Below are 22,256 nucleotides of genomic sequence, written 5' to 3' on the forward strand. Positions count from 1 at the left end.
TCGATTTTTAATGATTTTTTTGTCAAGTAAAAAATTTATGTATTAATTTTATGTTTAAAATATTTTTTGATTTTAATGAGATAAAATAGCAGTAGATCGTTTGTAATGCATACTGGTATTGTATTTCTGAAGACTTCAAAATCGTATACGGATAAAAGTTGCCCCCATAGTAAATATTTATGAAAAAACTAATGTTAGCCTCCGGTAAGAATTTCTTGCAGATTCAATTTTATGTAAATGTTTTCGCAGTATCTTTACCCAACTGCTTTTGTTAAGCAGCTGCGTTGTTGTAACTGTTAACTTGATTAGAAAAACCTTGAATCATCCAAATGACCCTTTCAACATTGACCATATTCAGCGTTGAACTGCAATCTGCTCTCAGGATTGCCCAGGCAATTGCAAAAGATCATCATCATGTGCAGTATTCCCCTGCTCACCTGCTCCGTGCCGCCCTGCATAAGGAGGTGGGACTGGCTCCCTTGCTGCATCAGATAAATATAGACGTATACTACCTGGAAGAATGGGCCGAAGTAAGGCTGGACGAGCTGCCCCGTACATCCCGCACCGTAGACGAAGCTGAACCCGACGATGCCGCTGCCACTGTATTGCAGGAGGCCATCAGCATAGCCCAGGAGGCAGATAAACCGGAAACGGATGCCTGGAGCCTGCTGATTGCGTTATGCACTCCCGGGGTGGGCTTTTCGTACGAGCAGTTAAAATCGTTCCCCTTTACCCGTGACCAGCTCATTGCCGCCAGCGAACAGGGCCGCAGCAGACCGGAAAACACAGCTAACGGCAAAACCACCACAGCGGCCATCAAACCGGCATCGCTGAAATATGTGTACCGGATGACGGACCCGCAACTGTTGCAGACCTATCACCCGGTCATCGGCAGAGACGGCGACATACGCGCGCTGTCGGAGGTGCTTACCCGTAAAGACCGCGCCAGCGTACTGGTGATCGGTGAAGGCGGCGTAGGCAAAACAGCACTGGTGGAAGGACTGGCACGCGCAATTGCACAAAAGCAGGTACCGCTGCAGTTACAGCAATCTGATATTTACGCCCTCGACTACGGCGCCTTTATCGCCGGCGCTGCCTATAAAAATGAGCTGGAAGACAGACTGCTTCAGATCATCCAGCAGCTCAAACAAACGGGCAGGCATATACTCTTTATTGACAATCTGCATACCCTTCTCGATAAACAGTCCGGCGGCGGCATGGCCAACGTCATCAAAGCCGCGCTTGGAAAAGGAGAGATCATTCTTATCGGTACCACCACGCCGGAAGGTTTCCGCAAACTCATTGAGCCGGACGCCATCCTGCGGCATCGTTTTGAAACCATCACGCTGGCTGAGCCCGACGAAACACAGGCTGTCCGCATGATGAGCGCCGTAGTGCCGGTATATGAAAGCTTTTACCAGCTACAGGTCCCCCAGGACGCCACCCGTGAGGCTATCCGCCTCTCCCGGCGCTACCTGAAGGAACGTTGCCTGCCGGACAGCGCCATCAACCTGCTGGACCGTACCATGGCCGCCATCCGCACCATGCAGGACACCCGCGCGCCATTGCTCGTGTCCCTGCGGGAAGAACTGGAAACGCTGCGTGGTAAGGAAGACTTACAAAGTGAAGACCTGCATTGGTTTTACAGGCAACTGACTGACAGACTGGGCGCACTGCTGACCGGTAAATTGCAGGTAGAAACCGAACTGACCAAAATAACAGATACCACCGTACTGCTGGACAACCTGCAACAACTGCTGGACCAGCTGGCCGGCGTGGTATCCGTGCAACATAAGACCGTAACGCCTGTTGACCTGGCCACCATGATAGCCGGCATGACAGGCGTGCCGCTGGGCAAAATCCAGTCACAGGAAAGAGAACGCCTGGTGGCCATGGACCTGCACCTGCGTAAAAGGGTAGTAGGACAGGACCATGCCCTGAAAGCCGTATCCGACGCCATCCTGGAATCGCGGTCCGGCCTCAGCAGACCGGGGCAGCCAATTGGCTCTTTCTTCCTCCTGGGACCTACCGGTACCGGTAAAACGGAGCTGGCGAAATCTCTGGCAGACTTCTTGTTCCAGGACGAACGCTGCATGATCCGCTTCGATATGTCCGAGTTTAAGGAAGAACATGCTGCAGCTCTTCTGTACGGTGCGCCTCCGGGATATGTGGGATATGAAGAAGGCGGCCTGCTGGTCAACAAAATACGGCAACAACCCTACGCAGTAGTATTATTCGACGAGATAGAAAAAGCCCACCCGTCTGTATTTGATATCTTTTTACAGATCATGGACGAGGGCAAATTACACGACAGACTGGGGAAAACAGGAGACTTCTCCAATGCGCTGGTGCTCTTTACCTCCAATATCGGTAGCGACGCCATCGCCACTTCCTTTGAGCAGGGGGTGATACCGCCGTCACAGCAACTGATGGAACTGATGACCCGCCACTTCCGGCCGGAATTTCTCGGAAGGCTGACGGAGATCGTTCCCTTCGGTCCTATCCGGCAGGAAAATGTGGAAAAGATATTCGATATCCATCTGCAACACCTGCTGCACCTGCTGGAACAGCAGCAGATCACGCTGACGGTTACACCGGCAGCCCGGCAACACCTCGCTATGATGGGCTATTCGCCCCGTTATGGCGCGCGCCCGCTCCGGGAAGTGATCCGTGGCCAGCTCCGCAAACCATTGTCACGCATGATCATAGATGGCAGCCTTAGCAAGGAGATGTCCGTAACGCTCGACCTGAAAGAAGATAAACTGGAATGGTCTATCAACAAGTAAAAAACCTCAAACAATAAAAAGGGACAGGGAACATATCCCCCGGCCTTTTACTAATTTGGAAAATCTCAAAATGTTTTGTTATGAATGACAACTACGGAATTGGTGGCACAGAAGTCAAACTGGACGCCAATGAAGCCATTGTGGAAATATCGCATAACCGTACATTGTTTGCTGAAAAACTCACGCAGCAAGCACCTGTAAAGCCTGAAATCGTGGAAGGGCTTACTTCCGTGGAAGCCGTTTTTGAACACTTCAAGCCCAGCCTCAACGTGAGCTTCCATGATGCGGAAGGCCGTCCGGTGCCGGAAAAACTGCAGTTCCATCACCTCGGCGATTTTGGCGTGAAAGGTATTACCGAACAAAGCGCTTTCCTCAACGACCTCGCCACAGAGAAAGAGCAATACCTGAAAATCATGAAAAACCTGAAGACCAACAAGATCCTTAAACAGGCGCTCGCTGATCCGGAAGCCAGACAGGCCATGCTGAACGCTATACGCGGCATGCTGAAAGACCTGAACACAAAATAATTAAACGGTTCCCCTATCCCGGAACATAATATCATTTCTTATGGCAGAATTACAGAAAAACGAGGAGCTGCAGGACCTGCAAAATGCGGGACAACAACCGTCAGCCAAACCAGAAGTTAACCTCGCCCAAAATATTGAGAGCCTGGTCAAATACGGCGGCTTCGATCTCATCGAAGCTGCGGTGGAAGGCGCTCAGAACCTTAATCCGGACCGAAAAGCACGCCGTAATATTTTCCTCACGGAAGCAGGAAAAAAATCGGAAAGAGATAAACTCAGGAAAACACTGTCCCTCTGGGAAAAAGTGCTCTCCGAAGCTACAGAACTGCCGGATATGGTGGACTTCTGTAACGAACACGCCGCCGAAGCTGAACAGGTGCTGAACAAAAACCTCGCTGAAGCGGTGGAAGGCACCCGCGAACTGGAACAGTCCTACCGCAATGTGGCACTGTTCTTCAAAAATACCGAGTCCGACAAAGTGAAGAACATCTCTTTCATGAATGTGGAACTTGAACAACTGAAAGACCTCGATAACACCCGCTTTATTGACGCTGTCCGTGAGGAACTGGTGGCCAACTATGACCGCCTCGATCTGCGCGATAACTACAGCCTGCTGGTTATTCCGGGTTATCTCGGTTCCAACAAGGTGCTGGAAAAATGGGCTAAAATAGCACATGAAAACAAAGCCATGCTGGTGACAGACTTCGCTCACCTCGATGCTCCGGACGACGTGATGGAAATGTTTGAACTGGCGAACCTCACCGGTGGCGAAATACATCGCTCCAATGTGATCATGTCCTGCAACTGGCTCGTTGGCCGTGGCAAATTCGATGAAGTAGGAGAGGACGATAACCTCTACGTGCCGCCTTCCGGCGCATTGGCAGGTAAAATCTACAAAACCCTCATGTCCCAGGTAACAGCCGGTAAAAAATTCGGCGGCATGAACGAAGTGGACGGTGTACGCTTCGAACTGAAGAAAAGCGAAATCGCCAGCCTCGAAAAAATGGGCCTCGTGCCCATGGTGAAGGAATATGGCAAAGTAATGGCCTTCAGTGCCAAAACACTGTTCAATGGTGATAACCTTGGCCTGCAGACTTACTCCGTAGTACGTGTGTTCGACTTTGTGACCAAAGTGCTGATGGACTTCCTGAACCGCCGTGCTTTTGAAAACTTCAACGCCAATACCCGTAAAGACCTCATGAAGCAGATCATCCGCTTCCTCGATGGTATTACCGGCCCGGATAAACTGATCGAAGATTTCAACATACGCCGTTTTGAACAGGACCCGATTCAGAAAGACCGTATCCACCTGGATATTCACCTGAAGCCTTATTTTCCTGCCAAAAACTTCCTGATTAAAATGGAAGGCCAGAAAGGAGATGATGCAGCTGAGTGGGATACCAAATATGAGCAGGATAAATAAACAGGTAGTCAGATCAATTACATGCTGGCAGTGATCATCGTTGAACAACCGGCAAGGCCCTGTACAACGTTGATCATTGCAGCACGACATAATTTTTATTACGGTTGTTTTTCAGGTAGATAAAACAACCTGAGAGCCAACTCAACTGTTAAGTGTAAATACAATGAAAGCGGTGCGCAGTATTTTATTTTGTTTGTTAATTGGAACGGCCCCCACAGCGATGGCGCAGCAAGTCGGAAGGACCGACACTGTGCTGACAAAAAGAGGCGCTTCTACCCTTATTACCAGTGGTTCCCCTATCACCACGTTCCAGATCGGTGATGGAAAAAACACCGATTATGATTACCGGATCGTAGACGGCAACATGGCGGTGGTAAGAGCGGTCACAGCATCTCCCAAGCCTACCAATCTGATTGTCCGTGAAGGCGACAATATTCACTACATGATCCTCACCTACCGTGAGAATGCAGATCTGGCCAAACTGAAGTACGTGTTGTCAAAGAAACCGGGAGGCGGCAAGGAAACCGTCATGGCTGGCGGCACTCCTGAGCCGAGGCATGGTGACAAGGATTCCGGGAGTAAAAATCCCAACACCCTTCAGCTGCCCGTGGAAGATGACAGCGCTCCACTGATCAGCGTGGATACTGTTACTGTCAGCGATCTGGCGGAAGACTTCAAAAAAGACAGTAAAGTAAATCACAACTACGAAGTGAAAATAGACGGCGTGAGCCTCGGTTACGCCAAAGCGATGACACTTAGTTCACTGAACTACTTCTGCTTCCACATCCGCAACAAAAACAAGGAGCCTTACGAGTTTGTGAAAGCTACGCTGATACACAAGGAGAAAAAGGACACCGCGGTGCTGCATACCATGCCTTTGCTGTACAAGAAAGGCCCGGCTGCCATTGAAGCCCACGGCGAAGCACAGGAAGTATTTGTAGTGCCTTCCAGAACCTTCAAAAAGGAAGATGAGATCATCATCGTGCTGGAGCCTGCCGACAACAAGCCGCAACTGGTGCTGTATGTGCCTGCCAGCACATTGCCCAAGTATATGTTGACAAAATAGGAAAACGTGCCATGAGACACTGGTGCCTTATAGGGTTGTTCGTCTGCCTCCTCACTGTTCCGGCAATGGCGCAGCAGGTTGACTTCTGTGGCGAAGTAGTGCCTATGGAGCGGGACTTTGTATCGTTCCGGCTCATGGACGTCATTAAAAGAAATCTCCGTTATCAGGGATATTTGCCGGCACTTCGTTCCAAAGCGGAAATGTATTTTCCGGTGATAGAACCTATCCTGCAACAGTACCAGGTACCGCTTGATTTTAAATACCTGCCTATTGTGGAGAGCGGCCTTACCAACGCGACCTCTCCCGTAGGGGCACAGGGAGTATGGCAGATCATGCCGGGTACAGCAGCAGAACTGGGGCTGACCGTAGCCGGCAGCTATGATGAGCGTAACCACCTGATCAAGGCCACGCATGCCGCCTGCCGGCTGATACGCATGTTGCATGATCAGCTGCAGTCCTGGACACTGGCCGCAGCTGCCTATAACTGCGGGGCTGGCAATATCTCCAAAAATATCCGCCGGCAGGGTAGCCGTGATTATTACCAGCTGATGCTGAATAACGAAACGGCCCAGTATATCTACAAAATCATCGCCATCAAACAGCTGTTTGAAAGTCCCGAGCTATATCTGCCGGGCTTTGGCTATAATGTCTTCGCCAAAAGAGACAGCAAAGGCTCTGTATTTGCCAATCCACAAACACCACCTCCCGGCAATATCCAGGACTTTAATACTATCCGTATCAACGTAGGGAGAAAAGCACTGCCGAAACAGTCCACCACAGTATATACGGCCCGTTTACAAACAAATGCCGCTTTCCGGGACGGAGAGCTGGTCAGCATTCATATGCTCGACAATATGCAGGCCAATGGCGTGTACGTAGGACGTAACGCCAGCTTGTCCGGCAAAGGGTGGATTGTGAGCAACCGGGTATATGTAGACCTGGGCTTTGGTAATACCGTAGTGCTCTGCGCCACAGACGGTAAAAAAGGAGTGCCGCTCGATCTGTTAAAGACCGGCGGCGAGGTAAGGTTACTGAGTACAGATGCTCACATCAGTACATCATTGATGAATACACGGAACGGGAATGTATTGGCGGATTTTTCTTCCAGCTGGAGCAGCAGTTCCTCTTTTAAATAATGCAGATTGGCGGACGGATATTTGGCAATGGGCTGTAGCAGTTGCAGCTTGATGTCCATAGTCCTTACATACCCCGCATTGCCGCCTGGCTGAAGGCTCACGCCTTTGCCCACCGTAGTTGCTTTCAGCTCTTTGCCGAAAATGGTGCGGCACAGCGCCTTGATATCTTCCGGCGTTACAACCCTGTTATGTGACAACAGGTGAGCGCGATAGAGGTTGATTTTCTCATCGATGTTCAACCTGTCTTTACCGCCTTGCGTATTGGTCAGCAGCGTGATGCTGCCTGGTTTGGTTTGTATGCTGCCATATTCCAGCAATTTGCTGCCCATGCGGATGTTGTTGGCAGCAGTACCGTTGGTGGAATAGAACTCAATGAAGATATAAGCCGCATTTTCTTTGGGCTTCACCATCACGTACGGAATATTCCCTTTATTTGAACCGGGTTGCAGTTGCTCTTCCAGCGAAGCGATCAGCTGATGCAGTTCCCGCATGCGGTTAGTGACGTAGTCGTTTTTCACTTCTTCAAACAGCGAGCTTTCATCCCGTATCACTTCCATGAGATAGGCGATCACTTCTTTGGCCTCGCGGGTGTCAAAGCGGCCGATGCCGCTGCTGCGGACTACCAGTTCCCCTTCCTGCATTTGTCCCGCAGTGGCGAAGTTACGTACGTAATAATCGGTGCCTTCCAGGTCGTATACCCTTTTGATATCGAAGAAGATGTCCGGTGTCTGGAGGGGGATGATATTGAGATAACGGTTCAGTTTCAGGGACTGCTCGTTGTTCTTTTTGTTGATAACGGGGAAGCAGTTGATGCTGCAGTATAAATCCTCCAGCAGGGTGTGGTGAAGCGCTTCCGGGAATTCGATGCGGACCCATTGTATTTCTTTCTGCAGTTTCTCGGCTTCCTGTCCGAAGGTGCTGACCAGTATGGCCGGCAGCGGTGAGGCGCCTGCCTTGTGGGTACGTGTGTCCGTAATCGTGAGGAAGTGTTTACGGAAGCGTTGCAGTATATGCTGGCTGTAGCGGGCGTTGGTGTCCACCGCCACTTCCACCATTCTTTCAATTTCTTCTTCGTCAACAGGGCGGCTCTGATGGTAGCCGGCTTTTACGGTCACTTCTGTATCGTTGATAAAGAAACGGGCCAGCGGCAGGTAGTGGTAGAACATTTCCTGCTGGTGGATATTGCGCAGGTCAAAGAAGAAGGACATGCCTTCGTAGCTGAGGCTGGCGTCCTCGAGGGAGAGGCCCAGCCACAGGTGGTTGGGGGCTGCATCGGGGAGGGTATGGCCTTGCAGTATTTGTTCCTTGAACCAGTTATCGCGTGTTTCGTATAGTTTACTGCCGATGCCCAGGTATTGCACGTGGCCTTTGAAGAGGCGATGTGTGGTGACCGGGGAAAAGAACAGGTCCTGGCTGTTGTGCCCGGCTTTTGTATGGTGATAGAATTGATGATCGGCCTGGACGTCAGCGATGGTTTCGGTAGACATCGCATGGAGGATACCGAAAGCAGGCTGGCTGCTGGTGATGGGCTCCGGCATCATGATCTGGGCCAGTCTTTCCACCAGGCGGGCGTGAGAGACGTCCACTTCGCCTGATATTTTTTCCAGTTCGCTGGCACAGGCTTCCAGCAGGAGTTGTACTATGGGGTCAAAAGAGGTTTCCACTTCCGCGTCGGGGTATCCCCACAGGCGGGCAGCGGTTTTCAGCATACGGTCTTTTATCCTTTCTTTTTTTTCTTTCATGTATCAGATGGTTTCGCGCAAAGGCGCTAAAATTCCTGGACAGTTGTTAATCATATGACAGCGGGCTGATATAAAAATAGCTGGTGTACTGGAAGGGGTTGTTGTTTTTTGCCAGTGTGCCGCTAACGGTGACCCGTATCTTCTTTTTCATTTTGCGGGCGGGCGTCATCAACAGTTCTTCCTGGTTGACGGCCGCTACCACGCGGATTTGTGCCAGTCTTTTTTCATATCGTGATACGGCTGTTTTAACCGCATTTTCGATCTGTTCCTTTACTTCGTTGTTGGAGGCTTTGATATCAAAATCGCTGTCCCACCACTGACAGCCGTACTGGGGGTCGTCTTTGTTTTCCCCCAGTACAGTGGTGATCAGCAGGTGAATATGTTGTGCTACGGATTCTTCCAGGTTGACAGCGGGCACATCTTTCTTTTGCAGCAGCTGGGAGAAGTCCATGGGTAGCTTATAATACTTTCCTTTCATGGGAATTGCTTAAAAAATACCCAATAGTTTTTTCCTGTCATACATGATCCTGATTTCTTTCACGCATCCGTTGGCGTCTTTGATCAGGTTCACTTTTTCTATTTTGAATTTCTTTTTGCCGTATATGCGTGAGCAGAAGTGGGCGAAATTATCTGTTTCCTTGTCATTGAGCAGTACGCGTGCAGACAGGTTATCGCACAGGTACTTGGAGAAATCGCCGGCGCTTTTCTGTTTGGTGGTCACCTGGGTGAGCATGAACAGGAATTCGTCGTCTGCCACGGCTGGTGCGGTGGGGCCTTTGGGTTTTTCAGGCTCAACGGGCGGCGGTGGCGGCGGTGGCGGGGTGAATCCCGGATCGGGGGTCGGGTCTACAGCCTGCGGCCTGGCCGGGAAAACGGTGATACGTTTCATCACCATATGGGCCGTGTCGCCATTGACGATGAGGGACAAGGTCCTTTCGCCGGGCGAGGAGAACGTGTAGGTAACGGCCGACTGGGAGTGGGCCTCAGCGTTATCCTGGAGAAGGCGCCATGTCCAGCTGTGTGCGCCCGGGGTTTTGTTGGAGAAGGTTACCGGTCTGCCGGCAAACACTTCACCCGGGCCGTCGATCACAGGGAAGATATCGGGGTGCGCTTCCGTGGGGGCGGCCGGTGCAGCGATGATGATAATTTCCTTGTTCCAGGCGCATTTACCGGAAATGAGCGTTACCATATAACTGCCGGGCTTGTTGAACGAGTGATATACCTGCGCGCCGGTTTGCCGTGCGGAGGAGTCACCAAATTCCCAGGAGAAGTTGTTTCTTTTCTTGTCCTTGTTGTCGGCATTGAAGGTAATGACTTCGCCTACCGTGTAGGCTTTGCCGGAAGTATGTTGTTTGTTGCTGAGAACAATGTCAGTGGTGGTGCAGTCTTCCTTTGAATCCAGCTGGAATGCAAGCAGCACGATGCTGACCAGGAATAAGCCAAAGAAAGTCCACAGTACCATGGGGTCAACATGACTGGCAATTTTCCCAAAGGGTCTGAACGAATTTACCTTATGTTCATTTTCGGGTTTACGGGGGGCCATTGGTTTTTCAGGTTTTACAATTTCAGAATCACAATTTTACTGTTTTTTTGGATAACTTGCCTATGTAGCCGCAGCGTTTTTTCTTTTTTCAAAATTTGAGTCACATATAAATGTAATATATTATTTTTGGGGCAGATAGTTAGCCCGGATAACCATAGGAACAGTTGAGATTAGATAGTTATGCTAACGACGGCAAGCCCGAAAAACCTAAAATAATAACCTCATGGTAAATAACGCCCAGAAAGCGGTGGTATTGGAAGAAGTGATCACACATGTTGCAGAGTTTCCTTATGATGTAAGGGCGGAAGTGGTAGTGGGCGAGCTGCTGGATAATCAGGTACGCAGGGACGAAGTAGTGGTACAGTTAAAGAACGTGTTTACCCGGTCATTTAATAAAGATATTCTCCATGTAAAACTGGATGACAGTCAGCCATATCAACCATATGTGGTGATGTCGCTATCACGGGATGGCATATATGACCGTTTGCCGGAGGGTTTGTTTCATGAATTTTCGGAGCAGCGTGGTAAAACGCGGGGAACGGTGGACATGGTGGCCCGTTATAAGCGGCAGCAGCAGGAAGAGTTGCAGGCGCGGCGTTTTTTCCAGCCATTGGAGAATGAGTTTTTTCTGCAGCGGGTATTTCTGGAGCAGCGGGAGAAACATTTGTTGTTTGATGTGTTTGGTAAAGATGCCGACATGTTGTTCAGCCAGTTCTGGGATTTGCCCGAGGGGCTGCCCGGCGCTGCGGCCAACAGGCTGGTGAAGCTATTGCCATATATGCACCGTATAGCCGGCAATTACCGGATGGTCCGGCTTTGTCTGCAGCTGGTGTTGGAGCAGGAGGTTGAGGTAAGCGTGGACCATACGCCGCAGGCTGTACGAACGGAGAGCGGTGTGCCGCTTGGTGAATGGCGGCTGGGGGTGGACAGTATGGTGAGCCAGGTGTTTTATACAGATATGCCCAGGGCTACGGTGACCATCGGTCCGCTGCAACGCCAACGGGTATATGACTACCTGCCATGGCAACCTTATGGCCGCTTGCTGGAAACCTGCTACGGGTATCTTTTTCCGGCGGATATGGATATTAACACCGTACTGGTGCCTGATCCGGCCGATAAAAAGAAGCCCCTTTCCGATCAGCATGCGGAAGACGGGCTTATGGGATATAATTTTTTCCTGTAGACACCTTTTTTGTGCTGATGTGGAATTATTTTTGTTAACATTGTTGACGCGTAAAAAACGCTGTTATGTTAAAAGCCCAAAAAAAGAAAAACCTGACATACCGGAAGAGCTATGAGATACACCGCTAAATTCTATTTGATGTTGGCCGGCGTTATGGCCGTAGGATCAATCATAGTGGCTTTGCTCAGCAGATACATTAAAAATTTCAGTCTTTTTAAAAAGAAGGCACTGTGGTATTTAGCATGTATGACGCTGGTATTTGCCGTGATTAGTTCCATCCCTTTCCTATTTACCCATAAGAACCTGATGGACCAGTATCTTTTTTACCAGGTATGGTTTCTCGGGCTGGGGATATTGCACTGTCACTTTATGTATACCCGCTTTTGGGCCAATGAAACCACGTTAGGGTCTGAACTGGCCTTTATTGTTGCGATCTGGTTGTTTGGCGGTGTCGGATTTGTACTGGTGAACCGTTTCCTGGACAAAGACGCCTTTCTTTATTACCCTATGCTCACCAGTATGTTTTCATTTGTGTTGCCCACTTTTGTTTACAAAACATTTGAGCGGATGATGGCCATCCCGGTGAAGGTGCACAAGTGGTGGCAGTACCCGATGTATAAAGAGGTACCGGAGGTGAATGACGACGATATGCGTGATCTAATCGTTATAGGGCTGGAAATGGAGAAGGGCAATGGTGACCGTAACCGGACCTATTTCAGGGCCCGTACGCCTATTAAAATGGACCTTGGCGACCTGTTTTATCATTTCATCAATGACTATAACGACCGTTACCCGAATACGCCGATTGATTTTGTGGACGATAACGGGCAAGCCTATGGCTGGGTGTTCCACCTGAAGCCGAGGTGGTTTGGCGCTGCCAAAACACTGGACCCTCATAAGGCCGTGTTTATGAATGGGATCAAAGAGAACAGCGTGATCATTTGCAACAGAATTATGTTATCCTAAACGTATTATTATGGCCGAGCCGTTGAAACATTTTCCCGTGAACTGGGTGGACGGGATGAAGATAAAGAAGCAGCATTTTATCGACACTGAAAATGCGTTGCTGGACCAGATCAGGGACGCCCTTGCCTGTGGAGTGAATGCCATTAACTATGGACTGTTGCCCCCCAAAGCAGAACATAAAGAGTCACTGCGTTGCTGGTTTGTGACCGACAATCAGCACCTGTGGCGTATTAAGCTGACAGAATGCAGGGCGGTGACCCCTGGTGGCGCCCGTATTGAGATACCGGAGCATACCGTGCATTCGTTGCGTTATGCCACCACTTTCCCGGAAGCTACTTACACCTGGGAGCCGGAACATACAGAGAGCACCTATTATGTGCTGATCCAGATAAATCCGTTTAACCGGCAGCCGAGCGGTGAGCCGTTGCTGGAAGAGGAGCCGCCACGCCTGCCATATGCCACGCCTGAATACAGCCTGTACGTATTGCCTGCCTCACAAATGCCGCAGGGACAGCTGGGCAGCTATCAGGCCGTACTGGCCAAGATAACGGTAGCAGACGGACGTCCGCAGATGGATGATGATTATATCCCGCCATGCAGCATCGTGGTTGCGCATCCGGCCCTTGTGGACCTGTATCACGAACTGGACCAGTTCCTGGGTCAGATGGAATTGTATGGCGTGCACATTGTGCAGAAAATCTATGGCCGCAACCAGAACAACGACCTGGCACTGGTGGTATTATACATCACGGAGAAAATGGTACAATTCCTGGGCACACGCATCACGCAGTTCCGCTGGCTGGCGCTCAATCAGCCACCGGCACAGATGCTGGAAGTAATAGCCGGACTGGCACGTACCATGAAAAATGCGATCGACCAGCGGGCCGGCGCAGGCAAGGAAGAACTGCTCAATTACCTGTCTGAATGGTGTGAACTGCGACAGGGCGAACTTGAAAACTTGATGGTGAATTGCGCCAATATCCGGTACAAACACCTGGACGTGCGCGAGTGCCTGCAACCCATGATCCCGTTTGTACGTGCGGTGAATAAACTCTTTGAAAGCCTCAGCAGGCTGGATTATATCGGCCGCAAACAAGACAGCAATATCTTCGTGAAAGAAGAGTCTGCGGAAGATTCCGAATACCTGCGTAAACACAAAACCAAACGCTGGTTCTTTACTGACTGATAATAGTAGTTGCAGGCTTTTGGCAGACAGCTTTTGGTGTTTTCATTTACCGGGTAGTGAATGGGTTTCGCCGGAAGCTGCGTCCAGAGCCAGGGCCGGCAACTTCCATGATATTAAACTTATCTAAACCAATAACAGCCTAAAAGCTCAGATTCGTATGCAAGTATTAAACAAGCAGGAGAGAACAACGTCCTTCCTATGGTTCCTGTTATTTTTTGTGGTCACGGTAGCACTGTTTGTGCTGGCCATCTTTTTTAATTACCAGGTGCCATCCAGGGAGAACGCCTCCCTTCGAAAGGAATTGACCGCTTTCCGCCAGGAGCAGGCGTTTCAGGCAGAGTTCCTGCAAAAGCTGGATAAGGTAAAACACAACCTGGACTCCATCAATCTTCCTAACCAGAACGCTAATTATATGGACCAGGTGATAGCTGGTTCACTCGCAGAAATGCGTAATTCCATTCCAAAAGATGTGGTAACACATTATGCATTATATGACAACATCGTGCAGGCATGCCTGTCATTGCAGCAAACCAAACAACAGCTGCGTGAGCTGCAGAATGCACAACAGAATATAGCAGGACTGAAAGAACAGGTGCTGGACCTCACCAGTAAGCTGGAAAGCAAAAGCAGGGATCTTGATAACTGCCGCCAGATGATGTTGCTCAATAGCCGTGCGCACTAGTTACAGGCGATTGTTCTCTTGAAAAAAATTATTGTTAACACTGAAAAAAAATGGTTAGGACAGTTGACATAAAGAAAAAATAACCGTATATTTGAGGCTCATACTTTTTCCTTTTTAATAGGTATTTTTCTTTATTGTAACCTTAAAAATTAACCCGACATGTCCTTCAAGTCAATCTTTACTGTCAACGGAGAGAACTACAATGTTCAACACGTCTCCTACGACCTCAGCCAGGAAACAGATGCAACAGGCCGCCCTTCAGCGATCACTCGCGGCGGACGCATCAGAATGACCGTAGAGTCTACTGGTAAAACAGAGCTCTTTGAATGGATGGTAAACAATTTCGAAAGAAAAGACGGTACCATCACTTTCTACAAAAGAGACACTGATTCCAAACTGAAAACGTTGGAATTCAAAGAAGGTTACCTGGTTAAGTTTGAAGAGTCTTTTGACTACGAAAACAAAAACCCGATGGTTATCACCTTCACCATTTCCGCCCGTGAAATTAGCATGGGTAATGCAAAACATGTTAATGAATGGGTGTGATAAACTCCAGACATTATTGAATTAGCAGGAGGGGCTTTCTTTGGAAAGCCCCTTTATATTTTAGGAGAGTTTCTTTGCCGGCTTTTGATGCCTGTATTACCTATGTTACTTGCTCCCTTTATTGGCCCTGACAGTGAGCAGGATAAGCTGTCTGCATCATGTCCTCCCTGATTATTGAAAACTACCTACTGCCATAAGGTAACAGTGAACAAGATAAGATGTCTGCGGCGTGCCCTCTTTGATTGTTGATAAGCATTAACTGCCATAAGGCAATAGTGAACAAGATAGGATGTCTGCGGGGCATGCGCTTTTCGTTTAATGATAAGCATTGACTGCTATAAGGCAACAGTCATCAAGGCTCTTCATTTATTGATAAGCATTTACTGCTATAAGGGAGTAGTAAGCTAGAGAAGGTGATCATTGACTGCCTTACGACAATAGTAGACAGGAAACCATCTGTCAGTCCTATATGACGTTGCTGAAAGCGGACGGTGATAGGAGTGTCTTCTCTGGCATTAATGTGCCTGTTGGTAATAGTCATCAATTGCCCCATACAGGTACGAGAGTTTATTATACTGCCGGTATTTCAACTATTTTCGTATAGCCGGTGGAGTTATCACAAACGTGTGGTATGATTGCCTTCCATTTGTTTGCCAGCGACATGAGGTAGAATAAATCATTACAAAAGTGGGATAATTGTGTATATTTCTGCATGATTTATACATCACTAACAGAAAAGGATATCCTGGATTTATTATACCAATTTGAAACGCGTACGCTGCCTAAGTCAGCATGGACGCATGAAGCGCACCTTATTGTGGCTATTGCATACAACGTGCTTTATGGAAGAACAACGGCACTGGACAGAGCAAGGACAAATATCCGTCGTTATAACGAGGCGGTAGGTACACCTAATACAGAACATGGCGGTTATCATGAAACGATTACCTGTTTCTGGATCTGGCTGGCAGACTGCTTTTTGCAGGCGCAGGAAGATCAATCAATAGAAACGGTTTGTAATGCGTTTATGCGTTCACGTTATACAGACAAACAGCTGCCACTACAGTACTATAGCGCAGCACTGCTTTTCTCCACAGCCGCAAGGATGGCCCTGGTGGAACCTGATATATCTCCCCTTTATATAACGGACGTAACCACAGAAAAATAAATCATGTATAGATCGACGTTATAATATTTAAAAAGCTGTGTTGTCTGTAATTGGCTGCTGAAGCCTGTTTGCGGGGATGGGTGTGGAGGGTGGATACCCCAATCTGTGTATGTGTTAACCCGTCGTTACACATGCGCGGATGTTTTACGGGGGTGCGTAAGTGTGCTGAAAAACAACCGTTTAGGCGTTGTGTCAGGTACTTTGGTATGCCAATTGCAAAATGTTGGTTAACCAAAACTGATGTTATGAAGTCAATGCTTAAAGTTGTTAGCCTACTGCTGTTATCTGTTTTTTTGTTTGCCTCCTGTAGCAAAAGTACCGACCCTGCTGATGTAGATATTTTTGCGGGGACTTTTAAAGGAAAGATCAGTTACAGCGATGGGACAACAAATGTCACTAAATCGGATGGAAGTGTTTTTGTGACAAAAGTGGGTACGCGTTATGATTTCCGGTTTTCTGACGGCATCCCCGATCTTACCGGCGTTGAATTTGAGAAAAAAGATGATAATACCATGGTGAATATTGGATCTTCTGGGACAGGCGTTATTACCATTAACAAAGACAAACTGGTGATCGGATTTACCAGAAATAACCAGGTATGGGGAGCAGATTGTACGAGATAGTTTTCCGCATAATAGTCAACAAAAAGCAGCCGGATAGTCAATATCCGGCTGCTTCATTTTAATTGACATCATTAGTCAGCTCTGTTAAGAAGTTGCGTATGTGCGAGGTAGCCGTCGACGCCTGGAATCGGATAGACATCTTTTCCTGTGGCAGACGTTTCTTCGTATTTGGTTTTAATACGCAGGATAAAATCGCCTGAAGCGGGGTTTCTGGCACTGAGCAAGGCCCCGAAGCCCCGTTCAATATACACTGTTTTGGTAAATGTGCCTTTACCACTGATTGCCCAATCTTTGAATTCCGTACCATGATTTCCCGGTCGGTCTTCATGCATCTCGTTGTACCGAACGGTGGCAAATGGTACATCAGTAAATGATTGGACCTCGTAGGTGACAGCTACCATTTCAGGTTTGGTGGGTTGTTCTACAGGCGCTATCTTGTCATTTTTTTTGCATGCTATTGTCAGTGCCATGGCTGACAGCAATAAATACTTTTTCATGGTTTCCTTGTGTTGTGATGTTAATTGGTTGAGACTGGTTGTCTCACCGAAATTATGCCAGAACAACACCGGCTTTTCATGTAGGGCTGTTAAATCTGAGACAGGATAAGATGCTATCGAATGGTATGACAAAAAGAAAGGCTTTCCGTAATATTGACTGAAACCTTTCTTTATCGCTTTATTTTTCTGCGTTTTTCTGTAACCAGTTTAATCGTCGCTGATCGGGGAGATGAGTGACCGTAAAGTTCTCAAACTTCGCCTGGAACCCTTTGCCATCAGGTGATGCGGCCATTAAGCCGATCATCACGGGATGATTGTCTTTTAATGGTGCATTACGGGTCATGACATAGTTTTTGTCATCATAAGAGTAATAGATCTCCACCGCGTCCAGTTTTCTGACGGCTTTTATCCAAATGAAGGGCGGCGTTTTATCCAGTGGCAGCACGCTCCAGTCGCTGGTTTGGTTGGTGACCACCGTGCTCACATTAAACTTGCCGTCATAAAACTCTATGCCTGTTTTGATATAGTGTTCCTGGTCAATCCTGATCATCATGCCCATCTGATCGAATCTTGCCTTGTAGTCGCCGGTCAGTTTTACCTTCGCTTCAAACTCGCCCCCGTAGGTAGCATAATAAAAAGGGGCATCATCTACCGTAAAACCATAGTGTGAAATACGCCAGTAATCCGTCTGGGCAGTAACAAACATGGAAAGGGAATTTTGTTTTATTTCCCATTTGGCCGGCTCGTTAAACCACTGCATTTTCTCCAGGGTTTGCGCTGAAAGCGTGTGCAGCGCCGTCATCATCCACACACTCAGAATTAGTTTCTTCATACTTTATTACAATTTGGACCGGTTTCCGCTGGTATCGGTTATTGCTGGTTTCGCAAAGGTAAATTCCTGTAAAGGAACAGACAATGGTTAAAAATAACCATCTTTGCTTATCATGAACATCCTGGACACGCTCAACGACTATTTACTGCTGCAAAATTTTGATGACAGCGATGCGTCTGTGAAACTCTCCCGCTCGCATATGATTGCGCAGGTGTATGCACAGATGGAGAATTCCATCAGTGTTTTAAGTGACCTGAAGCGCAATAAAAGCTATATCTATACCGGTGGAGCGGCTGTAACACTGGGCATCGAAAGTGCAACAGGCATGAGGGAAATCGGGTCCATCTGGGAGGAAGAGATCCTCCGGAGAATAAAAGAAGAAGACCTGATAGAAAAATATGCGCTGGAGCTGCGTTTTTTCCACCTGCTGAAAAGCCTGCCTGTAGCGGAGAGGTCCGATTATCAACTGGTAAGTAATCTCCGTATGCTGGACAAGGACAATGTTTACGTGGCGGTGAAGCATCGCATGTTTTATATCCAGAGCATGGAAGACGGCAGCATCTGGCTGGCTTTGTGCCTGTATAACCTTTCGTTTGAACCCAATGGGGCTGCGGCTTACCACGGATCAATTGTCAATACCAGAACAGGGGAAACGGCGGGAGATGGCATGTATGCGGTGAACGATATCCTGACCAGCCGGGAGAAAGATATATTGATGATGATCAAAAAGGGAAAGAAAAGCAAAGAAATTGCGGAGCTGTTTTCTATCAGCGTGAATACGGTACACCGCCACCGGCAGAACATCCTGGAGAAGCTGCATGTGACTAATTCCATGGAAGCCTGCAGGGTGGCGGAGTCGCTAAAGTTAATCAGTTAACCTTCTTTAGCCAGTATGATGATGTCTTTGGCTTCAATGGTAGGCGTGGTGTATCCGTTGAGCGTAACGTTGATCATGGCTTTTCCCACTTCTTCCAGTGTAATGAAATAGTAGGGAAAGATAGCCCTGAAAACATACAGAAAACTGAATGCCCTGTAAATAGGTTTGAGGTTCTTGGCGCCTTTGGTGGCTTTCATAAATGCCGGGCGGAAATTATAGACTGCTTTGAACGGAAGTTTTGTCAGATCGTTTTCTGTTTTCCCTTTCACGCGTGCCCACATTAGTTTTCCTTTTTCGGTGCTGTCTGTGCCGGCGCCGGACACATAACAGAAGGTTATGCCGGGATTAACGGCTGCCAGGCTGCCGGCGAAATTCAAGGTAAGCGTATAGGTGACAGCGTAGTAAGCCTCTTCCTTCATGCCCACAGACGAAACACCCAGGCAGAAGTAACAGGCGTCGTATCCTTGCAGCTGGTCCATAATGGGAGATATATCGCTGAAATTGTTGTGAAGGATTTCGGTCACCTTTGGGTGAACAACCCCGGAAGGCTTTCGATTGATCAGCAGGATTTGCGCTACCGCAGGATTGGCGATGCATTCCTGCATTACTCCTTCTCCCACCATACCGGTAGCCCCGGTGATGATTACTTTTAGTTTCATGGATGACAGTTGTTAGTGTTGTAATAATTTCTCCCACCATTTTTCCCAGGCTTTGACGGGATGATCGAGATCTGCTATTTCACCGATTTGCGGCGTAACGACAGGTATATGCGCCGCTTCCGCCAGCAGTGTTACCTGATGAAGAGGCTCGTACCACGGATGCTGCGCCAGTTTGAATTTGGAATGATGTACCGGCATGAAGGCCGCGGCGTTGAGTTCCCGGGCCTCTTTGACCACTTCTTCGGGAAGGGAGTGGATGTAAGGCCATCTTTCATTGTACTGTCCGCATTCCAGTATGGCCAGATCGAAAGGGCCGAAGCGTTCCCCGATTTCTTTGAACTGGGGACCGTAGCCACTGTCGCCGCCCAGGAAAAGCTTTTTGGAAGGTGTTTGCAGCACGTAGGATGTCCACAGGGAGATGTTGCGATTGAACAGCCTGCCCGAGAAATGCCTGGCCGGTGTCAGGGTAACCTGGAAGCCCTCAAAGGGGCTGATGCTTTCATACCAGTTCTTTTCTGTCAGTTTATTTTTATCCCAGCCCCAGTATTCAAAATGTTGTGCAACGCCCAGTCCGCAGATTACTTTTCCTGTTTTGGGTTGTAGTTGTTGGATGGTTTGATAATCCAGATGGTCCCAGTGATCATGGGAAATCAGCAGCAGGTCTATGTCCGGCAAGTCATCGACCTGATAATGATTAGAGCCGGGAAAGGCTTTTACCGATCCTCTTACCGGCGACGCGTTGCCGCTGAACACAGGGTCTACCAGTAATTTCTTTCCATCTACCTGAATAAAATATGAGCTATGCCCAAACCAGACCAGTACATTTTCCTCCGGCCGAAGGCGTTTGAGATCTGTTTGAATAAACGGGATGGGTGATGTTGGCTCTGTGTCGGTATGTTTGCCAAAGAAATGCCAGAGCACTTTCAGCATGTTTTGTCCTTCTACCAGCGCCGGTGTGAGCAGCTGGTTGAGGAACTGTCCGTTTTTGTAATTGGAAAGTGTGCCGAAATATGCTTTCCTGTTGTTGTCTGGCGCCTGGCCATATTTTTTCTTCATTAATCCAGTTTTAGTTTTTCTTCTTCCAGATCGATGTGATGCAGGAATTTCCGGATGATCTCTTCATCTATCCGTGCTTCTGTTTTGTTTTTGTTTAACAGGAACGTGCGTTGTTGTTCCAGTATATTTTTATAGATCGATTTAACGTTTTCCGGCACCACCACCGTTTTATTGAACTGTAACTGGTTTTGCCATTGGAGTGCCTGTTGTTGCAGATGGAGGTTTTGTTCCATGTCTGCCGGGTGATGTTCCTGTAAATAGGCCAGTGAGGCACGGGCCAGCTCTTCGCGGATCATGATTTCCGTTTCCTCTTCCGGCAGGTGGTCGTTAAAATCCGGGAGCTTTACTTTCCTGATCAGTATGGGGAGTGTGAGGCCTTGCAGCACCAGTGTCACCAGGATCACGATGAAGGTGATATACAGTATCAGGTTGCGTTGCGGGAAGAGGACGCCGTTGTCGAATGTTACCGGAATAGACAGCGCCGCAGCCAGCGACACCACGCCCCGCATGCCGGTCCATCCCAGGAGGAGCGGTGCTTTAAAGCCGGGGTTCCTGTCGGCCACCGTAATAAAGCGGCCAGCTACCACAGAGGTGACGGCTGCGCCGTAACCTGCCAGCATCCTGCCTATGATTAAGGTTGCGGTGATCAGCAGTCCGTAGCCCGTGGCCTGGTAAAAGCTGATGCCTTCCGCTTTGAGGCCTGCCGTTATTTCGGGCAGATCGAGGCCGATGAGGATAAACACCAGTCCGTTCAACAGGAATACCAGGCTTTGCCAAACGCTTTCGCCTCTTAGGCGGGAAGCGCCGCTCAGGAAGCGGTGCCGGTGATAGGAAAGGAAAAGGCCGCCGCTGACAACCGCCAGTACGCCGGAGGCATGGGCCGCCTCCGCGCCGATGTACATAGCATAAGGCGTGACGAAGGTAAGGATGATGTCCATGTTCACGTCCGTAGGCAGCCATTTATGGAATTTGATGAAGACCAGTCCTATCAGCAGGCCGATGGCAACGCCGCCGGCTATCATCCATACAAAGCTGAGGGCTGCCTCGTGCAGCACAAACTGGCCGGTGGCCACCGCCACCATGGCAAAACGCATAATGATCAGGGAAGAGGCGTCATTGAGCAGGCTCTCACCTTCCAGTATAGAGGCCATTCTTTTCGGTACTTTGACGAATTTCAGGATGGCGGCGGCGCTCACCGCATCGGGCGGAGAAACGATGCCTCCCAGCAGGAAGCCCAGTGCCAGCGAGAACCCGGGGATGAACGCATTGGAGACCAGCGCTACCGAAATGGCCGTGAGGAAAACGACCACAAAAGCAAAACTGCCGATGATCCTCCGCCAGTGCCACAACTCTTTCCAGGAGTTGGCCCAGGCAGCTTCATACAGGAGCGGTGGCAGGAAAATAATGAAAATCAGTTCAGGATCAATTTTAAGGACTGGGATGCCAGGGATGAAACTGATCGCAAGGCCGGCCAGTACCAGCAGTACCGGGTAGGCCACTTTGATGCGGTTGCCCAGCATGATTAATAATACTATCAGAACGATAATGGCCAAATAAAAAGGAAAATGATCGAGCATGCAGCGTTTATAGTTAAAGGTTGATTAAAGCACTCTCCGGATTAGGATTACATATATTAAATTTAGTGCTTTAAATCGTTTCTAATAGTGATTATTTAAGTTTAACAAAAGAAGTGTCAGAGTGAGGACGAATAGGGGAAAGAAATATTTTAAGGGTGCGATGAAGTTTTATATGGTTTTTATT

Annotated in this window: 21 protein-coding genes; 13 read left to right on the top strand and 8 right to left on the bottom strand. The window is 48.7% G+C overall.

The features are described 5' to 3' along the window. The first annotated feature begins 329 nt into the window (after positions 1-329). From ACTJJS_RS02140 to ACTJJS_RS02160, 5 genes are all read left to right on the top strand, one after another. A complete protein-coding gene (locus ACTJJS_RS02140; RefSeq protein ID WP_440662220.1) occupies positions 330-2,786 on the top strand; it encodes an AAA family ATPase in 2,457 nt (818 codons plus the stop codon). Positions 2,787-2,866: 80 nt separating this feature from the next. Continuing rightward, positions 2,867-3,313: a hypothetical protein gene (locus tag ACTJJS_RS02145; protein ID WP_168869514.1), complete on the top strand. Its 447-nt coding sequence runs from the start codon at positions 2,867-2,869 to the stop codon at positions 3,311-3,313. A 40-nt stretch (positions 3,314-3,353) separates the two neighbouring features. Continuing rightward, positions 3,354-4,733, top strand: coding sequence for a DUF5458 family protein (locus tag ACTJJS_RS02150; RefSeq protein WP_168869513.1), 1,380 nt, complete (start codon positions 3,354-3,356; stop codon positions 4,731-4,733). Between the two features lie 220 nt (positions 4,734-4,953). Next, the gene (locus tag ACTJJS_RS02155) at positions 4,954-5,799 is read left to right on the top strand and encodes a hypothetical protein (RefSeq protein ID WP_440662221.1); all 846 of its coding nucleotides are present in this window, start codon (positions 4,954-4,956) and stop codon (positions 5,797-5,799) included. 11 nt (positions 5,800-5,810) lie between these two features. Next, a complete protein-coding gene (locus tag ACTJJS_RS02160) occupies positions 5,811-6,935 on the top strand; it encodes a lytic transglycosylase domain-containing protein (protein WP_168869511.1) in 1,125 nt (374 codons plus the stop codon). Here the strand turns inward: ACTJJS_RS02160 and ACTJJS_RS02165 are convergent. The 3 genes from ACTJJS_RS02165 to ACTJJS_RS02175 are packed head-to-tail and all read right to left on the bottom strand — an operon-like array spanning position 6,845 to position 10,220. Then, positions 6,845-8,677, bottom strand: a complete 1,833-nt coding sequence (locus tag ACTJJS_RS02165; RefSeq protein WP_168869510.1) for a type VI secretion system baseplate subunit TssF — start codon at positions 8,675-8,677, stop codon at positions 6,845-6,847. The two genes, ACTJJS_RS02160 and ACTJJS_RS02165, sit on opposite strands and share 91 nt — an antisense overlap. A 46-nt stretch (positions 8,678-8,723) precedes the next feature. Beyond that, positions 8,724-9,155, bottom strand: a complete 432-nt coding sequence (locus ACTJJS_RS02170; RefSeq protein ID WP_168869509.1) for a GPW/gp25 family protein — start codon at positions 9,153-9,155, stop codon at positions 8,724-8,726. A 9-nt stretch (positions 9,156-9,164) separates the two neighbouring features. Further along, positions 9,165-10,220 carry a PKD domain-containing protein gene (locus ACTJJS_RS02175; protein ID WP_168869508.1) on the bottom strand — a complete coding sequence of 352 codons (1,056 nt, stop codon included), beginning with the start codon at positions 10,218-10,220 and terminating at the stop codon, positions 9,165-9,167. A 223-nt stretch (positions 10,221-10,443) separates the two neighbouring features. Here ACTJJS_RS02175 and ACTJJS_RS02180 point away from each other — a divergent pair, with 223 nt between their 5' ends. The 7 genes from ACTJJS_RS02180 to ACTJJS_RS02210 all read left to right on the top strand — a co-directional run bounded on the left by ACTJJS_RS02180 (position 10,444) and on the right by ACTJJS_RS02210 (position 16,574). Next, the gene (locus ACTJJS_RS02180) at positions 10,444-11,403 is read left to right on the top strand and encodes a hypothetical protein (RefSeq protein ID WP_440662222.1); all 960 of its coding nucleotides are present in this window, start codon (positions 10,444-10,446) and stop codon (positions 11,401-11,403) included. Positions 11,404-11,556: 153 nt separating this feature from the next. Beyond that, complete coding sequence (locus ACTJJS_RS02185) at positions 11,557-12,369, top strand: TssN family type VI secretion system protein (RefSeq protein WP_247654902.1); 813 nt, start codon at positions 11,557-11,559, stop codon at positions 12,367-12,369. A 10-nt stretch (positions 12,370-12,379) separates the two neighbouring features. Further along, positions 12,380-13,555, top strand: a complete 1,176-nt coding sequence (locus tag ACTJJS_RS02190) for a hypothetical protein (protein WP_168869505.1) — start codon at positions 12,380-12,382, stop codon at positions 13,553-13,555. Between the two features lie 157 nt (positions 13,556-13,712). Then, complete coding sequence (gene tssO, locus ACTJJS_RS02195; protein ID WP_343745162.1) at positions 13,713-14,237, top strand: type VI secretion system TssO; 525 nt, start codon at positions 13,713-13,715, stop codon at positions 14,235-14,237. Between the two features lie 159 nt (positions 14,238-14,396). Beyond that, entirely contained in the window at positions 14,397-14,783 is a 387-nt protein-coding gene (tssD, locus tag ACTJJS_RS02200; RefSeq protein WP_343745161.1) for a type VI secretion system tube protein TssD, read from the top strand. Between the two features lie 712 nt (positions 14,784-15,495). Beyond that, on the top strand, positions 15,496-15,951 hold the full coding sequence (locus tag ACTJJS_RS02205) for a hypothetical protein (protein WP_440662223.1): 456 nt from the start codon (positions 15,496-15,498) through the stop codon (positions 15,949-15,951). 245 nt (positions 15,952-16,196) lie between these two features. Continuing rightward, positions 16,197-16,574 carry a hypothetical protein gene (locus tag ACTJJS_RS02210; RefSeq protein WP_440662224.1) on the top strand — a complete coding sequence of 126 codons (378 nt, stop codon included), beginning with the start codon at positions 16,197-16,199 and terminating at the stop codon, positions 16,572-16,574. Between the two features lie 71 nt (positions 16,575-16,645). Here the strand turns inward: ACTJJS_RS02210 and ACTJJS_RS02215 are convergent, their stop codons facing one another. Both ACTJJS_RS02215 and ACTJJS_RS02220 read right to left on the bottom strand, forming a co-directional pair. Continuing rightward, positions 16,646-17,071 carry a hypothetical protein gene (locus tag ACTJJS_RS02215; protein ID WP_440662225.1) on the bottom strand — a complete coding sequence of 142 codons (426 nt, stop codon included), beginning with the start codon at positions 17,069-17,071 and terminating at the stop codon, positions 16,646-16,648. 178 nt (positions 17,072-17,249) lie between these two features. After that, positions 17,250-17,903: a DUF1349 domain-containing protein gene (locus ACTJJS_RS02220; RefSeq protein ID WP_168869499.1), complete on the bottom strand. Its 654-nt coding sequence runs from the start codon at positions 17,901-17,903 to the stop codon at positions 17,250-17,252. A gap of 112 nt (positions 17,904-18,015) precedes the next feature. Between ACTJJS_RS02220 and ACTJJS_RS02225 the strand changes: the two genes are divergently transcribed. Next, positions 18,016-18,780 (top strand): response regulator transcription factor, encoded by a 765-nt coding sequence (locus tag ACTJJS_RS02225; RefSeq protein WP_440662226.1) that lies wholly within the window; start codon positions 18,016-18,018, stop codon positions 18,778-18,780. On the opposite strand, the gene ACTJJS_RS02230 is transcribed toward ACTJJS_RS02225, so the two are convergent. Genes ACTJJS_RS02230 through ACTJJS_RS02240 form a run of 3 tightly spaced genes read right to left on the bottom strand, consistent with a single transcriptional unit; the run spans position 18,777 to position 22,072 of the window. Then, positions 18,777-19,439, bottom strand: a complete 663-nt coding sequence (locus tag ACTJJS_RS02230; protein WP_440662227.1) for an epimerase — start codon at positions 19,437-19,439, stop codon at positions 18,777-18,779. The two genes, ACTJJS_RS02225 and ACTJJS_RS02230, sit on opposite strands and share 4 nt — an antisense overlap. Positions 19,440-19,451: 12 nt before the next feature. Then, positions 19,452-20,495 carry an MBL fold metallo-hydrolase gene (locus ACTJJS_RS02235; protein ID WP_440662228.1) on the bottom strand — a complete coding sequence of 348 codons (1,044 nt, stop codon included), beginning with the start codon at positions 20,493-20,495 and terminating at the stop codon, positions 19,452-19,454. Next, on the bottom strand, positions 20,495-22,072 hold the full coding sequence (locus tag ACTJJS_RS02240) for a Na+/H+ antiporter (protein ID WP_168869495.1): 1,578 nt from the start codon (positions 22,070-22,072) through the stop codon (positions 20,495-20,497). The genes ACTJJS_RS02235 and ACTJJS_RS02240 overlap by 1 nt, the downstream gene beginning before the upstream one ends. Positions 22,073-22,256 lie beyond the last annotated feature (184 nt).

This window comes from Chitinophaga sp. 22308 (assembly GCF_052045305.1).
GTDB classification, from domain to species: Bacteria; Bacteroidota; Bacteroidia; order Chitinophagales; family Chitinophagaceae; genus Chitinophaga; species Chitinophaga varians_A.